The sequence below is a fragment of the Pseudoalteromonas shioyasakiensis genome (genome assembly GCF_024518675.1).
Taxonomy (GTDB): domain Bacteria; phylum Pseudomonadota; class Gammaproteobacteria; order Enterobacterales; family Alteromonadaceae; genus Pseudoalteromonas; species Pseudoalteromonas shioyasakiensis_B.
In genome coordinates, this window is record NZ_JANIGL010000006.1 from 49,311 (window position 1) to 71,848 (window position 22,538).

The following is a 22,538-nucleotide window of genomic DNA, read 5'->3' on the forward strand; positions in this document are numbered from 1 at the left end:
AGAGCAGTGTGAATCACTTTTCTATTTTCAAAGTCAGTATTTCTATATTAATTTTAACTACTGCGATACCGGTATACAGCAATGAGCTTAATCTTAAAGAAACCATTGCCTATGCCTTAGATAATGAACCATGGTTAACGGCCAGTAAGCATCAGCAAGCAGCAGAAGAAGCGCAAAGCTTAGCTGCGGGAACTTTACCTGACCCGGTTTTAACTATTGGACTAATGAATTTACCAACAAATGGGTTTGCATTCGATCAAGAAGCGATGACCCAGCTAAAAGTTGGCGTAAGTCAAACCTTTGGTCGAGGGGATAGCTTAGCGTTACAACAGCAAGCATTGGCGCAATCTGCACAGCAATACCTTTGGCTGCGCTCTGATAAGCTCGCTCAAGTCAAAGCTATTGTGACTGAATCTTGGTTAAATGCCTTTCGCGCCCAACAAAGCATTGCGTTAATAGAGCAAGATAAAGCGTTGTTTAGCCAGCTTATAGATATTACTGAAGCAAGTTATGCAAGCTCCGTGGGTAATACTCGTCAGCAAGATATTATTCGCGCTCAGCTTGAACTTACTAGGCTTGAAGATCAGCTGTTTATGCTTGAACAGCAACTTGAAAGTGCTAAAAAGCGCTTAACTCAATGGCTACCCATTGACATGCTTTCTCAACAATTAAGTGGCGAACAATTCACTATAAAACCATTAGCTGATTATCAACAGCTTGAGTTTGAGCAATTGATGACATTACTGTTGACGCATCCTGCAATTATCGCAATAGAGAAAACATTAACGGCTAAGCAAACCCAGATCAGCATTGCGAAACAAAGTTACAAACCTCAGTTAGGGATCAATATGGGTTATGGCTATCGTGATGACACACCGTATGGCGAATCTCGTGCTGATTTGTTTTCAGTGGGACTGAGTATCGATTTACCTTTATTTACGAGTAATAAGCAAGATCAACAAGTAAATGCTGCTATTTCATTGGCCGAAGCGGCTAAAACAGAAAAGTTAATCGCTCTACAAAGGTTAAAGGGCTTGTATTTTAAAGAGGTCAGTCAGCTTGAGCGATTACAACAACGGGCCAAGTTATATGCTCAGCAATTGTTGCCGCAAATGGCGGAGCAGGCACAAGCGGCATTAAATGCCTACACCCGTGATGACGGTAACTTTTCAGAAGTGATGCGAGCTCGAATTAGTGAGCTTAATGCCAAAATAGATGCCTTAAATATCGAGGTTGATCAACAGATTATAGTTGCTCGTTTAAATTACTATGGCAGTGGCTTAGATAACGATGTTATGCGCGAGCAAACTAAGGATGCAAATAATGAATTTTAATTTAAAGCTGGTAATTGCATTGTTATTAGGTACGGCGATAGGTGCTTCAGCTGTGCTTTTTTCAGCAATAGAACAAAGTGCTCAAAACGATAGCAGAGAAAAAAAACCTTTATATTGGGTTGCGCCAATGGATAGTAATTATCGCCGTGATGAGCCCGGCTTATCGCCTATGGGCATGGATCTTGTGCCAGTCTATGAGCAAGATGAAGAAAACCAACAAGGTGGCCCAGGAGCGGTGACTATTTCCCCTGCAGTTGTTAATAATCTCGGTGTTAGAACCGCAAAAGCACAGTTAAAACATTTAAAGAATGAAGTTAAGACTGTGGGCTATGTACAGTATAACCAAGACCAATTAGTTCATATTCATCCTCGTGTACAAGGGTGGGTTGAAAGGTTATTTGTTAAAGCCGCAGGTGAGCGTGTAATGCTTGGAGCACCTTTATACACTTTATATTCGCCACAATTGGTTAATGCACAAGAAGAGTTTGTGTTAGCAGTTAACCGCAAGAACACTGTACTGATCCGTGCGGCAAAGGCGCGCTTAAAGTCACTTAATATGTCTGAAGACTTTATAAATAAGCTGCAGACGAGTAAGCAAATTAAGCAGAATGTAACTTTTTATGCCCGTCAAAGTGGTGTTGTTGATGAATTAAACGTTCGCGAAGGTTTCTATGTAAAACCTGGCACAACCATGATGAGTATAGGCAAGTTAGATGAAGTTTGGGTTGAAGCAGAAGTATTCGAGCGCCAAGCTGAGTTGATAGAGATAGACTCACCAGTCACCATGACCCTTGACTATTTATCTGGGCAAAAGTGGGTGGGGAAGGTGGATTATATCTACCCAACTTTAGATGCTAAAAACCGTACATTGAGAGTACGCTTGCGTTTTGATAATGCAGATCACCAATTAAAACCGAATATGTTTGCCCAAGTTAATATTCATACTAAAACCGATAAACAACAATTAATTGTGCCAAAGGAGGCGGTGATCCGCACAGCCAATCAAAATCGAGTTGTGGTTGCCTTAGGTGAGGGGCGGTTCAAATCAGTGGCGGTGGAGCTTGGGCGCAGTGATGACCAAGGGGTTGTGGTGCGAAGTGGCATTAACATTGATGATGAGGTTGTTATTTCTGCGCAATTCTTATTAGACTCGGAATCCAGCAAAAGCTCTGACTTTAAACGCATGCAACAGCCTGAAACAACTCAAGCTGTATGGGGAAAGGGGGTTATCAACAGCGTTATGGCACAACATAGAATGGTGAATATCAGCCATGAACCTATCGCTGAGCTTGATTGGCCAACTATGACTATGGATTTTACTGTTGCAGATAGCGTTGACTTTAATTTATTGAAACCCTCTGCGTCATTGCATTTTGAGCTACGTGAGCAGCAACAAGGGGGTTATATAATTGAGGCAGTGCATGTGATGGAGACAGTACACGTACTCGAAGATCAATCAAGCACAGCAACAGTCGACGGTGAAATCAACCATATTGATGCCTCAAAACGTATAGCTAATATTAGCCGAGAAGCAATCGAGAAGTGGAATCGAGGACCTGCAACAATGGATTTTACATTTGCGCCAGCCATAGACCTTACAGAGTTAAAAGCAGGGCAACAGGTGCGATTTACGTTTAAGGTAATTGACGGTGAGTTCACTATAACCAACATTACAGCTAGCCAAAGCGATGCTGATGTTATGCATCATCAGCATTAGGAGGCGCTATGATTTCAGCTATTATTAGATGGTCGATTAGCAACCGCTTTTTTGTGTTGTTATTAACAGCCGTACTCATTGGCGCCGGTGTTTTTGCAATAAAAAACACACCCGTTGATGCACTTCCTGATCTATCCGATGTGCAGGTCATTGTAAAAACCTCATACCCAGGGCAAGCACCACAAGTTGTGCAAGATCAGGTTACGTTCCCGTTGACCAGCGCTATGCTTTCAGTACCTGGCGCACAAACCGTAAGGGGGTTCTCATTTTTTGGTGACTCTTATGTATATGTTATTTTTGATGAAAACACCGACTTATACTGGGCACGAAGTCGCGTACAAGAATACCTAAGTCAAGTTGCAAGCCGCTTACCAGAAACCGCTAGCGCAGAATTAGGCCCTGATGCCACAGGGGTTGGCTGGGTTTACTTGTATGCCTTGGTGGATAAAACAGGGCAACACGATATAAGCCAGTTACGAAGTTTACAAGATTGGTTTTTAAAGTTTGAATTGCAAGCGGTATCAGGGGTATCAGAAGTTGCTTCTGTGGGGGGGATGGTGAAGCAGTATCAGGTTAATGTTGACCCCGATAAATTACGCGCTTATTCGATTCCCTTGAATTTAATTCAGGCAGCTATTAAGCAAGGCAACCAAGAAATGGGCGCCTCAGTGATAGAGATGGCTGAAGCTGAGTACATGGTAACAAGCACGGGCTACATTCAAAGTGTGCAAGATCTTGAAGCTATCCCCTTGGGTGTAAATGCTAACGGAACTGCATTGCAATTACGTGATGTCGCAGAGATTCGTTTAGGGCCACAAATGCGCCGTGGTGTTGCTGAGTTAAATGGCGAAGGAGAGGTTGCTGGTGGCGTGGTGGTTATGCGCTATGGTGAAAATGCACAGAGAACCATAGAGCGGGTAAAAGAAAAGCTCGAGTCACTTAAAAAAGGCTTACCTGATGGGGTAGAAATTGTGCCTGTATATGATCGTTCAAACCTAATCAAAAACGCAGTTGATAACTTAACCAGTAAATTGCTTGAAGAGTTAGTGGTCGTTGCATTGATCTGCATGGTATTTTTGTTTCATATTCGCTCGTCATTAGTGGCTATTATTACGTTACCATTGGGAATTTTAACGGCGTTTATCATCATGTATTGGCAAGGCATCAATGCCAACATCATGTCGCTCGGCGGTATTGCGATTGCCATTGGCGCGATGACTGATGGCGCAATTGTGATGATTGAAAATATGCATAAGCATATGGAAAAAACGCCGTTAACGAAAGAAAACCGTTGGCAAGTGGTGGGCGATGCTGCCTCTGAGGTGGGACCTGCGTTATTTTTCAGCTTATTGATTATTACTGTGAGCTTTATGCCGGTATTTATTTTAGAAGCACAAGAAGGGCGCATGTTTGCCCCCTTAGCATTTACTAAAACCTATGCCATGGCAGCAGCCGCAGGGTTAGCCATTACATTAGTGCCAGTATTAATGGGTTACTTTATTCGTGGTAAGGTGATCTCAGAGCAGAAAAACCCTGTAAATAGAATCTTAGTCGCTACTTACAAGCCATTGCTGCACTTGGTGTTACGCTTTCCTAAAGCAACCATAGTAGTGGCTGTCGTTGTCACGGCTATTGGTTTTTATCCTGTAAATAAAATAGGCAGTGAGTTTATCCCCCCTTTAGATGAAGGTGATTTGATGTATATGCCAACAACTTATCCTGGGGTATCTATAGGTAAAGCACGAGAAATATTGCAGCAAACAGATAAACTGATTGCCACTGTGCCTGAAGTGCTTACGGTATTTGGTAAGGTTGGACGAGCTGAAACTGCCACTGATCCGGCACCATTGACTATGATTGAAACCTTTATTCAGCTCAAGCCTAAAGAGCAGTGGCGCGAAGGTATGACGTTAGAAAAATTGAAAAAAGAGCTCGACGGCTTAGTATCATTTCCAGGTCTCACCAATGCCTGGGTGATGCCAATCAAAACACGAATTGATATGTTAGCCACTGGCATTAAAACCCCTGTAGGTATCAAAGTTGCCGGGCCTAAGCTTGATGAAATTGAAAAAATAGGTCAGCAAATTGAAACCCTACTACAAGATGTACCCGGTACGGCGTCTGTCTATTCTGAGCGAGTCGCGGGCGGGCGATATATTAAAGTCGACATCAACCGTGATAAAGCAGCTCGTTACGGCTTAAATATTACCGATGTACAACAGGTAGTCGCAACGGCAATTGGTGGCATGAATGTGACGCAAACGGTTGAAGGACAAGAGCGCTACCCGGTAAATTTACGCTACCCTCAACAATACCGAAATTCACCAGAGCAGCTTGAACTATTACCTATTGTTACAGCAACAGGCCAACGCATAGCACTTGCTGACGTTGCGGATGTGTTTATAGCAGCAGGCCCGCCGGGAATAAAAAGTGAGAATGCCCGTTTAAATGGCTGGATTTTTATTGATATTGATGGTGTTGATATCGGCAGCTACGTTGACAATGCCCGGCAAGTCTTAGACGATAATTTACTCTTGCCAGCAGGTTATTCAATCACCTGGGCAGGGCAATATGAATATATGGAGCGCGCTAAGGAAAAGCTTGCTTACGTGTTACCACTCACGTTAGCGATTATTATCGTGCTGTTGTATTTGAATTTTCGCAGCTTTACAGAAGTAGCCATAATCATGGCAACCTTACCGCTGGCGATGATTGGTGGCGTTTGGCTGATGTATTTAGAAGGATTTAATTTCTCGGTCGCCGTAGGTGTTGGTTTTATCGCGTTAGCTGGTGTTGCCGTTGAGATTGGTGTGATTATGTTGGTGTATTTAAACCAAGCCTATCAAGAAAAGTGCACGCAAGCACAACAAGCTGGGACAACGCTTAGCTTTACAGATCTTAAGCAAGCTATAGTCGAAGGCGCAGGTCTTCGAGTGCGCCCAGTGATGATGACAGTCGCGACCATTATTATTGGCTTACTCCCTGTGCTATACGGTACAGGCACTGGCAGTGAAGTAATGAGCCGCATCGCCGCGCCTATGGTCGGCGGCATGTTTAGCGCCATTGTATTAACCTTGCTCGTGTTACCTGCAGTGTATTTGTTATGGCGCAAGCGGGGTATTAAAGCTTAGTAACTTTTACTTGAGGTGTGTAACTTGTACTGCTTTGAGCCTTACAAGTTACCCCTAAAAACTTTTACCTTATGATTTAAAAGAACTTTTGTTATGGCATGAATTGCGCATTGTACTAGCAAATAACGTTAGTTAGATAAGGAATGCACATGCAAGTTAAAACAATACAACAAGTTTACGATTGGACCGTTTTGTTTCACACTCAAATGGCGGCAAATTTTTATAGCGTTAAAGGTATTCTTGATGAGCATAATCAAATGCTGGTGGAGTACTATTTAAATTACGAGAAAAAGTTAGCGGAAGATCTTGTTGGTTTTAAAGCGATAACAGAAATTAATACACTGGATACCTATTGCTATGAATACTTTGCTGAAAATCCTGAGTTGCTGACTTTTAATGATTTAAATAAAGATAAGCAGGTAGATGAGCAGGTTATTCAAGCTTACTTATCAGGTCAGCACCAAAAGGTGATCGACCTATATGAATATTTACTAGCGCGTGCTGAAACTGAGCATGGAAAAGAAAAGCTACAACAGCTGTTGGAGTTAGAGCAGCAAGGTATTAAACAAATGATGCAAAGCTCTAACCGTCATATGGATATGTAGGTTTTATAAGAGTTTGGATAGCATAGCGCTATCCAAACTTAATCTATACAAATCGACTCTATACAAAGTCGATTAAAAACCCCACCTTTTTCAGATACCTTTGTTCTTGCTGTAAATCAGCAAGCAGCAAGGTTTGCTCTTCTAGCCAGTCAACCGGAAATTGCAGCAACATGCTATTGCCTCTGACTGTCACAGCCAGATCTTGGTTTTGATCGTTCAGCCTTTTTTGGTTTAATAAAACAGCCAATCTAAGCAATACAACCAACTGCAAAATTTTAAAATGCGGAATTGAAAGCAAATTAGGAAACTCTTCTAAGCGTACTTTCTTGCGGTAAAAGCGAATCATGCAGCTTAGTAAGGTTTGCTGTTGTTGCGTAAACCCGGGTAGTTGGCTGTTTTGTACAACGTAAGCACTGTGCTTATGTAAACCTGATGAATTTATACTTAAACCAATTTCATGTAATTGCGCAGCCCAACCCAGTAGTTGGCGATTATCTAAAGAATCTAATTGCCACTCTTTTTGTACTTGTTCAAAGAGCCAGTCAGCGGTGTTTGCGACACGTCCAGCATGTACTTTATCTATGGCATTTCTTTCACTTAAGTTAGTGATTGTATTAGTACGAATATCTTTAAGTGCTAACTTTTGTTGCATCTCATGGAGTAAGCCTTCACGAAGCGAGTAGTCGCTGTAATCCATTTCTTCGATAGCAAATAACTCGAAAATAGCAATTAAAATAGCTAACCCGCCACATATACTGACCTGCCGTTCTGGGCTTAAGCCAGTGATCAACAAATTATCAATAGTTTTAGCGGCTATAAACTGAGTTTTAAGCTCTTCTAAACGCTCTAAGGTAATGATTTTTTGTTCCGGATCATTAGCGTTTATTATTGCTAAAATAGACTTGATCGTGCCCGATGTGCCCACCACTGAGCCCCAACCGACATTTATGTAATTAGCATAGATAATTTCAAGTTCTTGCTCAGCTTTGATCTGGGCTTTCTTAAAGCGTTTCTCACTAATAATTCCATCAGCAAAAAATTGTTTGGTATAACTCACACATCCCATATTGCGGCTGGCGAGCAATTTATGCTTAAAGTTTTTGCCAATGATAAGTTCAGTACTACCACCACCGATGTCAATAACCAAACGGTTTTCATCATGATGAATATAATGGGCAACACCTTGATAGATTAAGCGGGCTTCTTCTTGGCCTGATATAACATCAATATGGTATGGAAACACTTTGCTCGCTTGAGTTAAGAACGAGTTAATGTTTTTTGCGCGCCTGAGAGTATAAGTTGCTGCAATTTTGACATTACTCTCAGGGAAGTCCTGCAAAGTAGTGGCAAATTGTTTTAATACTGCCAGTGCACGGTCTATCGCCGCTTGGCTTAGTTGGTATTTTTCATCTAAGCCATCAGCTAGATATACTCGTTGCTTTTCCTTATGAAGAATTTGCAAAGAGCCATCCACTTCTCTTGCTACCACTAAGTGAAAACTATTTGAGCCTAAATCAACGGCAGCAATTGAAGGATAATCATTCATTGTTATAGTTATGTTCCCATTTTTTGAGGTGATCATAAATCGCTATTTGCGAACGTATTTTTTTACGATTACCACGTTTAACGTAATTGTTCTTTTGTTCGCTATCAATTATTCGGGCTTTAGTGCGGTCTTTAAATTGTAGCTCAATTATATCAATAATGAGTTGTTTCAGTTTTTCGTCGTAAATCGGTACACCTACTTCAACTCGATGGTCTAAGTTACGAGTCATCCAATCAGCTGATGAAATATACACTTTTTCTTCGCCGTTATTGCCAAATATCATCACCCTAGGGTGCTCTAAAAAGCGGTCAACAATACTTATCACACGAATGTTATCACTGAAATTGCTCAAACCCGGAACCAAAGAGCACATGCCCCGGACAATAATACGTATTTTAACACCTTTTCTCGCGGCTAGGTACAAGCAATCAACCAGCTCTTTATCCACCAGGTTATTTATCTTAACGGTGATTTTTCCACTGTGACCATTTTCGACATGGGTAATCTCTTGATTGATTAAGTTTTTAAGTACCTCACGCGCATTAACAGGTGAAATCATTAAATGATCAAATACAAAAGGCTTGTAACTACTTTCTATAAACTTAAATACGTTGTCACTCTCATCACAAATCCCTGTGTGCTTGGTAAACAAGCTGAAATCTGTGTATATTTTTGCTGTTTTCTCATGAAAGTTGCCAGTGCCAATATGCGCGTATTTGACTATTTGGCCTTTTTCACGTCGGTGAATAATACATAGCTTACTGTGTACTTTTAATGCCGGAATACCAAAAATAACTTTGATCCCCGCGGCGCTGAGTACCTTGGCCCATTCAATATTATTTTGTTCATCAAAACGAGCTTTTAGCTCTACCATAACGGTGATTTTTTTGCCGTTTTTCGCCGCGTTTATTAATGCTGAGATTAACCGTGATTTACTTGCAACTCGGTAGATGTTTACTTTTATTTGCGTGACTTTAGGGTCAAACGCCGCTTGGCGAACATATTCAAGCAGGTGATTAAATGTATGATATGGATAGTAAAGTAAAATATCTTGCTGAGTGATTGCATCAAATACACTGGCATGATTATTAAAAGCACTGCTTTGTAACGCCGGTAGCTTTTTATTCTCAAGATATTGTCGGCCAATATTGGGAAAGCCAATAAAGTCGCGGAAATTGCGGTAGCGACCGCCAGGGATCAAGGCATCATGGTGGGTAACACCTAAACGCTTTTTCATCACTTTGAGCATTGAATCTGGCATTGTTTGATCATAAACCAGTCGCACAGGCTCAGCGTATATGCGTTGTTTTAGACCTTTTGACATTTTATCCAAAATGCCTTCTTCAAGTTCGTCATCAAGGTTGTATTCAGCGTCACGGGTCAGTTTTATCGCATGAGCTTGAATTTCGTTAAAACTAAAAAAGCTACTGAACACGTCGCGGATAAAAAACAAAATAATGTCATCAAGCAAAACAATAGTTTTATGCCTGCGTGTTTTTTCTGGGGGTAAAATAACAAATCGCGGCACTCGATCAGTGGGTACTTCCAACATAGCATAATGACTTTTATCACCGAGCATTTCGACAAACAAATAAGTCATTGTATCGTTGATATGGTCAGAGTAATCTTTACTTTCGTTCAGCATGATAGGCGCGATATGCTGTAATACCTTATCGAAGAAAAATGTTCTTAACCAATTGATATGAAATTCAGTTAGCTCTTCAGGGCGGCTCACATGAATATTGTGCTCAGTTAAATCTTCAAGGATTTGCTGATGGATTTGATTAAACTTTTTACCTAGTTGCAAAACTTTTTGCTGAATCTGCGTCAGTAAAATTTCGTCTTCGTCAAAGTTAGTATCAGGCAATTTATTGAGTAAAATGCGGCGTTTTACATCAGCAACACGAACTCTAAAAAACTCATCTAAATTGTTAGAAAAAATTCCCAGAAAGCGCATTCGCTCAATAATTGGGTTATTCTTATCTTTTGCTTCTTGCAGGACGCGGTCGTTAAATGAAAGCCAACTTAGTTCGGGGGCAAAGTAATTAATGGTTTGCGGCAAGTCAGTGCAAGCATTCATGTTCTATTCCTTTATTTATTGCTATATAAAAGATAGAACAAAAAGATGACATAAACATGACAAACATGTCATTTTTATTACATGCTTGCCATGGTGAGGTTTTGGCTTTTAGATCTTAGGCATCTTCAATGTCTACAATTAAGTCGGCAGTGATCGCTTCTAGTGAGCTAACCACTTCATCTTTATTCATTCCTGCTGGTAACTCTACGGTTGCAACAGCGCTAAAAATAGGCACTCCCCAATTAGGTGCGCTTTGCTGTTTAGAGTTTAAATGAGTGATATTAGCTCCTTTGTGCCTTATTACGCCTGCAAGTTCTTGTACTATACCTGGGCGGTCATTTCCGGTGATCACAAAGTTAAGTTTTTCGGCCGGGTTGTCAGCTAAAGACTCAACACCGGTTTCAATTCGCACTTCGAGCTTTGATAGTGCGTAGAGAGCATCTTGCAACTCTTGTAAATGCTCCTCAGGCACTGTGATTTCAAGGATCCCCGCAAAGTGGCCTGCAAGGTGGCTTAAATTACTTGTTAACCAATTACCATGATGGTTTAAAACAGCTGATGAGATATCCTCGACTAGACCTGGTCGGTCCTGACCCAAAATGGTGATAACTAATTGCTTCATAAGTAGGTTCCTAAAAAGTGCCGTTATAAAAGGTAGAATGCATCGGCATAATATAAATAGTTGAATGATTATTATACTTAAAAGTCAGATTGAGTATTGACTCAGTTATTGGGTTTGTCCAATTTTTTTACTTTTGGTTCAATAGTTAAGCTTAAATAGTGAGCAAGGATTTTACCTGTATTAGATAAATATTTGTAAACTAATAGAAAAACTAAAGTTGAATTTTTCTCAAGTTATTGAAGACGTTATTTAAAAATTAATGCTGTCGCTTGGCTGTAGCAATAGTAAAAACAAAACATCACTATTATGACGTTTGTAACATTACTGTCATCTTGGTGAAATATAATCACCCTACGTTAAGTTTTAAAGGTGTTTCGATGACTTCCAATCCGAATAAGCCGTCTTTTAATACGGATAGAAGCCGTCTATTTAAAGACCGGTTTGCCCAATTTAGCATTACTGCTGGCGGTATAATGGTATTGATAGCTTTGTTATTAATATTCTTTTACCTGTTATATGTTGTCCAACCTATTTTCGAATCAGCTAAAGTAGAAACAAGAAATAGCTTTGCTCTAAACAATACAGAGCAAGTCGTCGGCTTGGGTGTGGAAGAGCAAACAGAAGTCGCTTTTTTACTTTCTAAGCAAGGTAATGTGGACTTTTACAGTGTAGAAAAAGCAACGTTTGGCGATAAGCTAGAAACGCTTAATGTGTCGCTAGAGGCTGATGTAACCAGCTTTGCTAGCAGTGCACCGTTTCAAGGCATGTATGCATACGGATTAGAAAACGGCGCAGTTAACATTGTCGCACCGAAATTTTTAGTGACCTTTCCAAATAACACGCGACAATTAAAACCGCGTTTAGATTATCCGCTGGGTGAAATGTCATTAATTGTTGATGATCAAGGCGCAGCGCTTACGCAATTTGCTTTTAGCCACTATGAAGAAAAAACCGCAGTGGTTGCCCAAACGGCTGATAAACGCGTTATGTTTAGTAGTTTTGTTGCCGAAGAAAACATGTTTACAGGTGAAGTAGAATGGCAGGTTGAACGCACGGAATTAGATATCGAAGGGCGTGTAGATCAGTTGTTGATGTCACCAGACACCACTCGTACATTTGTTCGAACTGTGAATCAAATTTATATTTATGATACTCGCTACCCAAGCGAAGTTGAATTAATTCAAGTACTGGCGGCAAACGAAGAAAATGCCAACTTAGTATCAGCTACATTACTTGCGGGTGCAAACTCATTGATGCTGGCTAATGATAATGGCGAAGTTTCACAATGGTTTGAAGTTAACACCGATACTGGTCGCGAGTATCAAAAAATTCGCTCATTTGAGACATCAAAACAGAACAAATTGGATGTTTTTACTGAGTTTTATCGTCGTACGTTTTTCACCACTAGCGCTAATGGCGAGTTAGGTGTGTATTACACCACGAGTGAAGCAAAGCTATGGCAAGGTAAAGTCAGTGATGGCCCAATTGAAAACTTTGCAATTTCACCACGTTCAAATGCCGCGTTAATTATTGCTGATGACAAATTAACAGTGCTTGAGATTGAAAACGAGCACCCTGAAGTTACTTGGTCAGCACTTTGGCAAGAAGTATGGTACGAAGGTTATCCTGAGCCTGGTTATATTTGGCAGTCAACATCAGCCAGTGATGACTTTGAATCAAAATTCTCATTAGTGCCGATTTCATTTGGTACGATTAAAGCAGCGATGTACGCAATGCTATTTGCAGTGCCAATTGCTTTATCAGCAGCCATTTACACCGCTTACTTTATGTCTAGTGAGTTGCGTAAAGTGGTTAAGCCAACTGTTGAAATTATGGAAGCTTTACCAACGGTAATCCTTGGTTTCTTAGCAGGTTTATGGCTTGCACCATTAATTGAAGAGCATTTACCCGCGATTGTCGGTTTGCTATTTATGCTACCACTAGGAATTTTAGCGACTGCGTTTGCATGGACTAAATTACCAGCAAATATACGCCATCGCATTCCTGAAGGCTCACATTCTATTTTGTTGATCCCTGTGGTGTTGTTTATTGGTTGGTTAGCTTTTGCCATGAGCGGTGCAATCGAGCTGTGGATGTTTGATGGCAATGTACGTCAATACCTGACCAACGAGCTTGGCATGACGTTCGACCAACGTAACTCATTGGTTGTGGGTATTGCGATGGGCTTTGCGGTTATCCCAACTATTTTCTCTATCGCAGAAGATGCGGTATTTAGCGTGCCAAAACATCTTTCCAATGGTTCTTTGGCTCTTGGTGCAACGCAATGGCAAACCTTAGTAAGCGTTGTGCTACTAACGGCAAGTCCTGGTATTTTCTCTGCCGTGATGATGGGCTTAGGTCGTGCGGTAGGTGAAACCATGATTGTACTTATGGCAACGGGTAACACGCCGATTATGGATTGGAGTATTTTCCAAGGTATGCGTACTTTAGCCGCTAATATAGCAGTAGAAATGCCTGAGTCGGAAGTGGGCAGCTCTCACTATCGAATACTCTTCTTAGCAGCATTTGTATTATTCATATTCACATTTATTTTCAACACAGTGGCTGAGTTTGTTCGTCAGCAGCTGCGTGATAAATATAGCTCAATGTAAGTGGAGAAACACGACATGGTAAAGCAGTGGTTTAAGTCAGGTTCTCCTTGGATATGGATGACAGGTGGTGCAGTAAGTATCAGCTTAATATCCGTACTAGGATTGTTAGCTATGATTGCTTGGAAAGGCTTGAGCTTTTTCTGGCCGTCAGAAGTCGTACAGTTTGAGCTAGATGGCTCAGTTGCAAAGCAAACTGTTATCGGTGAAATTTACGATAGAGAAATGGTGCCTAAAACGCGTTTAGAAGCAATGGGTATTGATCTAACTGGTTTTGATAAAGAACACCTAGAACGTTTACTGATCAAAACAGGTAACCGTGAATATGTTGATTTGGATTTCCGTTGGGTTTTAGAAACTGACATTAAATCAAAATCAATGCCTGAAGATTTAGCCGTTTTTGAGCGTAGTAAAAATGGTAACTTCTATGGTTATGTTGAACAGGTGATTAAAGACGGGCAAGTCATCACTGAAAATAAAACAGAACTTTTAGAAGAGCTTGTAGAGCGTGCCGTTGAGTTAAACGAAGAAGCGCTAGACTTACAAAACGGTGACATTGGTCATATTAACTATGAGCTGGAGCGTTTGCGCCTACAAGAGAAAGCTTATTTACTCGATGATGCACTAACTGATGAACGTGTTGCAGAGTTGGCACAAAGACGAGCAGAGCTTAGAGCTGAATATTTAGTATATGAAAAACAGTTGTTTGCTTTACGTGATAAAGCAAAACGTGACCAAGTGATGGTTAAAGACATGCGTGGTGAAGTGGTGACGCTTCCGCTTTATCAAGTATTGGATTTTTGGCAGCCAAACCAAATGGGCTTCTTCTCGAAACTAGGCCATTACTTTGTGCAGTTAGGCAAATTTGTTGCCGATGACCCGCGTGAAGCGAATACCGAAGGTGGGGTGTTCCCGGCAATCTTTGGTACCGTATTTATGGTTATGCTGATGGCGGTGATTGTGACTCCATTTGGTGTTGTTGCCGCAATTTATCTTCATGAATATGCGTCTAAAAATGCCGTCACAAAAATGATCCGAATCGCCGTAATCAACTTAGCTGGTGTTCCTTCTATCGTGTATGGTGTATTTGGTTTAGGTTTCTTTGTTTACATGCTCGGTGGTAGTTTAGACCAATTGTTCTACCCTGAAGCGGCGCCAAGCCCTGTATTTGGTACCCCTGGTGTGATGTGGTCTGCATTAACCTTGGCTATTTTAACGCTGCCAGTGGTTATCGTTTCTACTGAAGAAGGTTTATCACGTATTCCAAGTACCGTTCGTCATGGTTCGTTAGCTCTTGGGGCCACAAAGGCCGAAACACTGTGGCGTATCATAGTGCCAATGGCAAGCCCAGCCATCATGACAGGTTTAATATTAGCCGTTGCTCGCGCAGCGGGTGAAGTAGCACCATTAATGTTGGTAGGTGTAGTAAAAATGGCACCTACATTACCGCTTGATGGAAACTTCCCATATTTTCACTTAGATAGAAAGTTTATGCACTTAGGTTTTCATATATATGACGTAGGCTTCCAAAGCCCTAACGTAGAAGCGGCCCGTCCGCTAGTATATGCCACGGCATTCTTGTTAGTATCGGTGATTATTACATTGAATATCACAGCAATCGGCATACGTAATCATTTACGTGAAAAATACAGATCGCTTGAGCATTAATTAGTAAAGGTAAAAAGACATGATTACAGTCGCTCCACAAGTTAACCAATCAGGCAGCAGCTTGAAATTGGACTTAGATAATTTAGCCTCTGAGCAAACAGCACTCGAGATCAAAGACTTAGATCTTTACTATGGTGACAAACAAGCACTAAGCTCAGTGAATATGAAAATCCCTAAAGGCCAAGTAACTGCTTTTATCGGTCCGTCAGGTTGTGGTAAATCAACGCTATTACGTTGTATTAACCGTATGAATGACTTAGTTGATATTTGCCGTATTGAAGGTGAAATACTGCTACACGGACAAAATATATACGATAAAAGCGTTGACGTTGCTGCGCTTCGTCGTAACGTTGGCATGGTGTTTCAGCGTCCAAACCCATTTCCTAAATCAATTTACGAAAATGTGGTTTATGGCCTACGCTTACAAGGGATCAAAGAAAAACGTAAGTTAGATGAAGTGGTAGAGCAGTCCCTTCGTGGCGCTGCATTATGGGATGAAGTAAAAGATAGACTTCATGATAGTGCGTTTGGTTTATCAGGCGGTCAGCAACAACGTTTAGTTATTGCGCGTTCAATTGCGATTGAACCAGAAGTATTATTACTGGATGAACCAACATCAGCACTTGATCCAATTTCTACATTGGTTATTGAAGAATTGATCAATGATTTAAAAAATAAGTTTACCGTTGTAATTGTTACTCATAACATGCAACAAGCAGCACGTGTATCTGATCAAACAGCATTTATGTACATGGGCGAATTAATCGAGTATGCAGATACGAATACTCTATTTACCACGCCGAGCAAAAAGAAAACCGAAGACTACATTACTGGTCGTTACGGTTAGGGGATAGCGACCCTTTTTTGTTGTGTTATTACGAATTTGATAAGAAGGTAAACAATGGAACACAATATCAATAAGCATATCTCTGGCCGTTTTAATCAAGAGCTTGAGAATGTACGTAACCATGTATTGAGCATGGGTGGTTTAGTTGAACAGCAACTAAATAGCGCACTTGATGCCGTCAGCAACGGCGATGCAGAGCTTGCACGCAAAGTTCGTGAAAATGACTATAAAGTCAATGCGATGGAAGTGAATATTGATGATGAATGCACGCGTATTATCGCTCGTCGTCAACCCGCTGCGAGCGATTTACGTTTAGTCGTGGCGATAGCTAAAACTATTGCCGATCTTGAGCGAATTGGTGATGAAGCTGAGCGTATTGCAAAGGTGGCATTAGATTCATTTACTAAAGATCAGCAAGATTTATTAGTGAATATTGAAAACATGGGTCGTCAAGTTTCTAAAATGCTACATGATGTTTTAGATGCATTTGCACGCATGGACGTACAAAGGGCATTTGAAGTACATAAAGAAGATGCAAAAGTTGACCGTGAGTATGAGGCGATAACTCGTCAAATAATGACCTACATGATGGAAGACCCGCGCTCAATTCCAAAAATTATGGATTTAGTATGGTCTGTTCGTTCATTAGAGCGTATCGGCGATCGTTGCCAGAATATTGCTGAATACATCATATACTTTGTTAACGGTAAAGATATTCGTCATATATCTCAAGATGATATAGAAAAGTCATTATAATAATGACATTAATAATTTATTCTTAAAAGCGGCCAAAGGTCGCTTTTTCTATGAGAGCCACAATTAATATTGTATTCAGGGGGCTGTGAAGTAATAAAAAGCGTTCACAATCGTTGTGAATGCTGTAAAATTCACGCCGCAAAGCATACTAATTTGATTTAAGGGTCAGTTATGCCTACAAACGCATTTTTAGGAGTATTCGCAAAATCTCCTATCAAGCCAATGGAAGATCACATCAAGAAGGTACATCAAGCAAGTAAAGCTTTGATCCCTTTTTTCAATCACGTTTTTAAAGAAGAGTGGACTCAAGCAGAAGAAATTCGCTTGAACATTCGTAATTTAGAGCGTGAAGCCGACGATATGAAACGAAATATACGTTTACAACTACCGCGTGGCTTATTCATGCCGGTGGAGCGTACTGATCTGCTCGAACTCGTCACCCAGCAAGATAAAATTGCCAACAAAGCAAAAGACATTGCTGGTCGTGTAATTGGTCGTGAAATGACCATTCCGAAAGAAATTCAAGCTGATTTCCTCGCTTATGTAACTCGTTGTGTTGATGCCACTAAACAAGCATCCAATGCGATTAATGAGTTAGATGAGTTACTCGAAACTGGTTTTAAAGGTCGCGAAGTAACCTTAGTGGAAAAAATGCTCGTTGAATTGGATGCAATAGAACAAGACACGGATGACATGCAAATCAAAATACGTCGCCAATTACGCGCCGTTGAAGATGAACTAAATCCAGTTGATGTAATGTTTTTATATAAAATCATCGAATGGGTTGGCGAACTTGCGGATATCGCAGAACGCGTAGGTTCACGTCTTGAGCTGATGTTAGCTCGTTAATTTACACTCAGTTCAATAACGAAAGATTAAGGTTACACAATGGATATCATTGCATCTTATGGCACGGTATTAATTTTAATTGCCGCAGCAGTCGGTTTTTTTATGGCTTATGGTATTGGCGCGAATGACGTTGCTAATGCTATGGGTACCTCAGTAGGTTCAAAAGCATTAACTATCAAGCAAGCAATTTTTATTGCGATGATTTTTGAATTTGCAGGCGCCTATCTCGCAGGCGGCGAGGTAACATCGACGATTCGTAAAGGTATTATCGATTCAACTCCATTTTTGGATATTCCTGAATTGATGGTATTAGGTATGATCTCAGCACTGTTTGCTGCAGGTAGCTGGCTACTTATCGCTTCATTTTTGGGTTGGCCGGTTTCTACAACACACTCTATCATTGGTGCAATTATTGGTTTTGCCCTTGTAGCAGTAGGTAGTGAAGCTATTCAATGGGGTAAAGTTGCAGGTATTGTTGGTAGTTGGGTTGTAACCCCTGCGATTTCTGGCTTTATTGCTTACCTGATATTTATGAGTGCACAAAAACTCATCTTTGATACAGACGCACCACTTAAAAACGCTAAACGCTTTGTGCCAATTTATATGGGCTTAGCTGGCTTTATTATGTCTTTAGTCACCATTAAAAAAGGCCTAAAGCATATTGGTATTAATATGGGAGCTGTTGAAGGTTATGCGCTCGCTATTGGTATTGCGGTAATCGTAGGTATTATTGGTAAAATCGCTATTTCTCGCTTAAAGATAGACCCACAAGCGGATAAGAAAATGCAATTCAACAATGTTGAAAAAGTATTTGCTATCTTAATGGTCTTAACTGCGTGTTGTATGGCATTTGCCCATGGTTCAAATGATGTTGCAAATGCGATTGGACCACTAGCTGCTGTTGTTAATATCGTTGAAAATAACGGTGAGATTGCTAAAAAAGCGGCTCTAGCTTGGTGGATATTACCACTAGGCGGTATTGGTATTGTTGCAGGTCTTGCCATTTTAGGTAAGAAAGTAATCAAAACCATTGGTGAAGGTATCACACACTTAACACCAAGCCGTGGTTTTGCTGCAGAGCTGGCAGCAGCATCGACAGTTGTTATTGCATCAGGCACTGGTCTACCAATCTCAACAACGCAAACTTTAGTGGGTGCGGTATTGGGTGTAGGTATGGCACGTGGTATTGCTGCACTTAATATGGGTGTTGTAAGAAACATTGTGGTTTCTTGGGTAATAACATTGCCAGTTGGTGCAGGTCTTGCTATTGTTATTTTCTACATACTAAGAACTGCGTTTGGAGTCTAATTCCCGCAGCTTTTAAGTAGCACAGACTTTTAGCTTGAAAAGATCTCAATGCCCTAGGTATTGGGGTCTTTTTATTTGTAGGTAACAAAAGTAATGACTAATTTACCCAGTATCAAACAGCTGCAATATTTATTAGCTGTGCATCAACATCAACACTTTGGCCGTGCTGCCAGTGCTTGTTTTATCGGCCAGTCCACCTTGAGTAGCGCTATTCAAACTTTAGAAGAAACGCTCGGTTGTCAGTTAATTGAGCGGGAAAACCGTAGTTTAATGTTTACTGCAATAGGTGAAGAGGTTGTAGAGCGCGCACGTAAAATAATAGATGATACACTAAGTGTAAAAGAGCTGACAAAAAGCCATTTAAACCCTCTGAGCGGGAAGCTAACTTTAGGGGTTATTCCGACTATAGCCAGCTTTATAGCTGCGCCTTTATACCATTTTTGCCAACAAAACTTCATCGAATTAGAGTTGATTTTGGTCGAAGATACCAGTGATAAATTACTGGATAAGCTCGAGCATGGGCACATTGATATGGCGTTGTTGGCATTACCCTACGATACCGATAAGTTTCATACGCAAATATTGGCTCAAGATCATTTTAGTTTAGTACATCATTCAGATTACAAACCTGCTGCAGGTATTGAAGACTTTAATTTATTACCTGATGCGAGTGTATTTTTATTAGAGCGTGAACATTGCATGACAGGGCACGCATTAAGCGCTTGTCATTTAAATCGCTCCAGCTGTATTAACCCGTTTGAAGCCGCAAGCCTACATACATTGTTAAGTATGGTAGAGCATCAACTTGGGGTGACTTTTTTACCGCAAATGGCCATTAACGCAGGCATTCTTGCCAATAAAAATATGTTGGCTACGCCATCTAAAGGGGATGCCTACCGCGATATCGGCATTCTATGGCGTAAAACCACAGGCCGAATTAGAGACTTTAGGTTATTTAGCCAAGCACTGAAAGAGTTTTTACATAAACAGTGCCAAGTGAATAAGGCTTGATAGCCAACAGAAAATGGTTTTACCGTAAAAAGCTCAATTTATTTGAGCTTTTTTTATGATCTTTTCAAACTATCTTTTATCCGCCCTCGACTAACCTTATAAGTAAATTAAATAAACATTGAGAATTGTGTTTTTTCAGTCACTAGAAACATTAATCGCAAAGGCGCAACAAGGCAATAAACGTGCTTGGCTAAAGTTGGTAAAACAGCATGAAAGCCAAGTTTATAACCATTGCTTGCGGATGCTCAGTAACCCTGACGATGCTATGGATTTAATGCAGGAAGTGTTTATTTCTGTGTATAAAAGCCTGCCTAAATTTCGCGGTGAATCAAGTTTTAATACTTGGTTATTTCAAATAGTTCACCGTCGAGGGGTTGAGTTTTATCGTCGGCGAAAATTGTATCAACCGTTAGGTGAAGCGCCAGAGCCTGCATGCGAAAACAGTGATATTGAAGGTAATCAATTAGCGCATTTAGAACACCAGCAGCTAACACAGATGATGCTCTCCCTGCCTTGGGAGCAGCGTTTAGTAGTGGAATTAAAGTTTTTTCAGCATTGCACATTTGAAGAAATCGCACTGCAATTGGACATTTCGACCAATACAGCTAAATCACGTTTATATAGTGCATTAGGTAAATTAAAAGTTCATTTGGAGGCCGTTGATGGCTAATTTAGATATGCTTTTTGAGCAATGGTTAGAGGGAAAACCTTTATCTGACGCGCAACGTCAGCAACTGAATGCGGATCCCGAATACGCAGTCATGATGGTACAAGCGCAGCATTGGCAAATGCAAAGCCGTGAGCATCAGCAGGCGCCAGTGCCTAAGTGGGATCGTGAGTCGACATTGGAGCCGCAGCCACGGTTTAGTAAACGCAATAACTTTGCCGCTTGGGCTATTGCTGCCTCTGTTGTGGTGTGTAGCTTAGCCGTGCTGCTAGTACCAGACAACACCCGAGATAGTGCATTAATGGCACAATTAGCCAAACAAACTCAGTTATTGCAATCACAGCAAAAGCAGATTGATCAACTGCAGAATATTATTACTGCGCAAAATGAATTGCAGCAGCAACAGATGTATCAATTAACCAAAGAGGCGATAACCACAGGGCGAGTTGAGCGCCAAGAAGATATCACTAATTTAATTACCTATATCAAAACACAGCGCGCCCAAGATCAAGCATATCTTCGTATGCAACTGAATGATTTAGCAGAACAAGTACAAGAGCAGCCAATGACTGCTATTGCAAGAAATTAGGAGTAAGAGCATGAATAGAAAACTTATTAGCAGCGCTATGGCCGCGATTATAGCTTGTACAAGCGGCAAGTTAATCGCACAAACCCCGGCCGAGCTGGCATCGATTCAACGAGAAGTCGGCATTATGGAAAATATTATAAGCACAGCACTCAAGCAAGATATCGACAAACGAGTGCGCGCGATGACTGCTACTTATTTAGTTAACCAAGGTGTGGTGTTTGAGCTTGAGATCCGCGGTGCTAGCCGTTGGCAAAGTATCTTTAGCAGTGTACCAAGCGCGCCATTACCGCCAATGCCTGAGATAGATTTTTCTGAGGTAAATATTGAGTTTATTAGTGACCATGTTGAAGTTATTAGTGAACAGGCTGTTGAATCATCGCGCGAAGCATACCAACAAGCGATGGAGGTAATGCGAGAAGGGGCTGAGCGTGTCAGGGAGGTTGCAGAGCAAGAGCGTGATATAAGTCGTGAGCTACGCGATTTAGAGCGTGAAAAGCGTGATTTAGAGTTTGCTAGCCGCCATGATAATAGCGCAGAAGCTAAAAAGTTAGCACAGCGCAAAAAGAGCCTTGAAAAAGAAATATCGGCACTTGAAAAACAACAAGTTAAGCTCACTAAACAGCAGCAAAAGCTGCGTCAAGATATCACTGAAAAGCAAGCCGAGCGTGTCAAGCAGCAAGCCGCAGAGCAACAAAAGTTGCTCACACAGGTAAATAACAGCATTAGTTTAACTTTGTGTGATTATGGCAGTGGTTTACGTAGCTTACCAAACAATGAACATGTCAGCTTTGTGCTCAAAGGCTTAGGTGAAGAAAACAAAAATGTGATTAAAGTATTTAATAAAGCAGACATAAAAAAATGTGTTATAGGTGATATTAAGGCTGCCGAGTTAGCACTTAAAGCTGTTAGTTACCAATTTTGATTATGCTATCCCTGGGCAAAAAAAGCAGCCTTATTTATAAAGGCTGCTTTTCATTGTGTCCTTCATACTCAAACTGCTTATTGAATGGGGTAATATCCGGTAAAAATAATAAATACATCCATACCACTAAATTAAAGTAAGGCACCAAACCTAAGCATGTAAAGGTAAAAACTGGGTAGCCTTTTAAACAGGCATAGCGGTAACACTGATAGGTAATCCCTAAATTTATCAGTAGTAGTAATACGATCAATTGCGCCATAATTTAACTCCTTAAATT

General features: G+C 40.8%; 18 protein-coding genes. 14 read left to right on the forward strand and 4 right to left on the reverse strand.

What is annotated here, in order from left to right; translation table 11 throughout:
• The first annotated feature begins 8 nt into the window (after positions 1–8).
• The 4 genes from NQT69_RS15495 (at position 9) to NQT69_RS15510 (ending at position 6,787) form a co-directional block, all read left to right on the forward strand.
• On the forward strand, positions 9–1,334 hold the full coding sequence (locus NQT69_RS15495; RefSeq protein WP_256828591.1) for a TolC family protein: 1,326 nt from the start codon (positions 9–11) through the stop codon (positions 1,332–1,334).
• A complete protein-coding gene (locus NQT69_RS15500) occupies positions 1,324–3,051 on the forward strand; it encodes an efflux RND transporter periplasmic adaptor subunit (protein ID WP_256828592.1) in 1,728 nt (575 codons plus the stop codon). Before NQT69_RS15495 ends, NQT69_RS15500 begins: the two co-directional genes overlap by 11 nt.
• 8 nt (positions 3,052–3,059) lie before the next feature.
• Positions 3,060–6,182, forward strand: a complete 3,123-nt coding sequence (locus NQT69_RS15505; RefSeq protein ID WP_256828593.1) for an efflux RND transporter permease subunit — start codon at positions 3,060–3,062, stop codon at positions 6,180–6,182.
• 149 nt (positions 6,183–6,331) lie between these two features.
• A complete protein-coding gene (locus NQT69_RS15510; RefSeq protein ID WP_256828594.1) occupies positions 6,332–6,787 on the forward strand; it encodes a hypothetical protein in 456 nt (151 codons plus the stop codon).
• A gap of 58 nt (positions 6,788–6,845) precedes the next feature.
• Here NQT69_RS15510 and NQT69_RS15515 read toward each other — a convergent pair whose 3' ends face one another.
• The 3 genes from NQT69_RS15515 to NQT69_RS15525 form a co-directional block, all read right to left on the reverse strand.
• Positions 6,846–8,333: a Ppx/GppA phosphatase family protein gene (locus NQT69_RS15515; protein WP_256828595.1), complete on the reverse strand. Its 1,488-nt coding sequence runs from the start codon at positions 8,331–8,333 to the stop codon at positions 6,846–6,848.
• Positions 8,326–10,413, reverse strand: coding sequence for a polyphosphate kinase 1 (gene ppk1 / locus NQT69_RS15520; protein ID WP_256828596.1), 2,088 nt, complete (start codon positions 10,411–10,413; stop codon positions 8,326–8,328). Before ppk1 ends, NQT69_RS15515 begins: the two co-directional genes overlap by 8 nt.
• Before the next feature lie 115 nt (positions 10,414–10,528).
• The gene (locus tag NQT69_RS15525; RefSeq protein WP_256828597.1) at positions 10,529–11,035 is read right to left on the reverse strand and encodes a glycine cleavage system protein R; all 507 of its coding nucleotides are present in this window, start codon (positions 11,033–11,035) and stop codon (positions 10,529–10,531) included.
• A gap of 377 nt (positions 11,036–11,412) precedes the next feature.
• Here NQT69_RS15525 and NQT69_RS15530 point away from each other — a divergent pair, with 377 nt between their 5' ends.
• The 10 genes from NQT69_RS15530 (at position 11,413) to NQT69_RS15575 (ending at position 22,261) form a co-directional block, all read left to right on the forward strand.
• On the forward strand, positions 11,413–13,647 hold the full coding sequence (locus NQT69_RS15530) for an ABC transporter permease subunit (RefSeq protein WP_256828598.1): 2,235 nt from the start codon (positions 11,413–11,415) through the stop codon (positions 13,645–13,647).
• 15 nt (positions 13,648–13,662) lie between these two features.
• A complete protein-coding gene (gene pstA, locus NQT69_RS15535) occupies positions 13,663–15,312 on the forward strand; it encodes a phosphate ABC transporter permease PstA (protein ID WP_256828599.1) in 1,650 nt (549 codons plus the stop codon).
• 19 nt (positions 15,313–15,331) lie between these two features.
• Positions 15,332–16,159, forward strand: coding sequence for a phosphate ABC transporter ATP-binding protein PstB (pstB, locus tag NQT69_RS15540; RefSeq protein WP_256828600.1), 828 nt, complete (start codon positions 15,332–15,334; stop codon positions 16,157–16,159).
• 54 nt (positions 16,160–16,213) lie between these two features.
• Entirely contained in the window at positions 16,214–16,915 is a 702-nt protein-coding gene (gene phoU, locus NQT69_RS15545; RefSeq protein ID WP_256828601.1) for a phosphate signaling complex protein PhoU, read from the forward strand.
• Between the two features lie 171 nt (positions 16,916–17,086).
• Positions 17,087–17,764, forward strand: coding sequence for a TIGR00153 family protein (locus NQT69_RS15550; RefSeq protein WP_256828602.1), 678 nt, complete (start codon positions 17,087–17,089; stop codon positions 17,762–17,764).
• Positions 17,765–17,803: 39 nt separating this feature from the next.
• The gene (locus NQT69_RS15555; RefSeq protein ID WP_256828603.1) at positions 17,804–19,072 is read left to right on the forward strand and encodes an inorganic phosphate transporter; all 1,269 of its coding nucleotides are present in this window, start codon (positions 17,804–17,806) and stop codon (positions 19,070–19,072) included.
• Between the two features lie 93 nt (positions 19,073–19,165).
• On the forward strand, positions 19,166–20,083 hold the full coding sequence (locus NQT69_RS15560) for a hydrogen peroxide-inducible genes activator (RefSeq protein WP_256828604.1): 918 nt from the start codon (positions 19,166–19,168) through the stop codon (positions 20,081–20,083).
• 127 nt (positions 20,084–20,210) lie between these two features.
• A complete protein-coding gene (locus NQT69_RS15565; protein ID WP_256828605.1) occupies positions 20,211–20,753 on the forward strand; it encodes an RNA polymerase sigma factor in 543 nt (180 codons plus the stop codon).
• Positions 20,746–21,339 carry a hypothetical protein gene (locus tag NQT69_RS15570; protein WP_256828606.1) on the forward strand — a complete coding sequence of 198 codons (594 nt, stop codon included), beginning with the start codon at positions 20,746–20,748 and terminating at the stop codon, positions 21,337–21,339. The genes NQT69_RS15565 and NQT69_RS15570 overlap by 8 nt, the downstream gene beginning before the upstream one ends.
• Before the next feature lie 10 nt (positions 21,340–21,349).
• Positions 21,350–22,261 (forward strand): hypothetical protein, encoded by a 912-nt coding sequence (locus NQT69_RS15575; protein ID WP_256828607.1) that lies wholly within the window; start codon positions 21,350–21,352, stop codon positions 22,259–22,261.
• 34 nt (positions 22,262–22,295) lie between these two features.
• Here the strand turns inward: NQT69_RS15575 and NQT69_RS15580 are convergent, their stop codons facing one another.
• The gene (locus tag NQT69_RS15580; protein WP_256828608.1) at positions 22,296–22,520 is read right to left on the reverse strand and encodes a hypothetical protein; all 225 of its coding nucleotides are present in this window, start codon (positions 22,518–22,520) and stop codon (positions 22,296–22,298) included.
• Between the last annotated feature and the right edge of the window lie 18 nt (positions 22,521–22,538).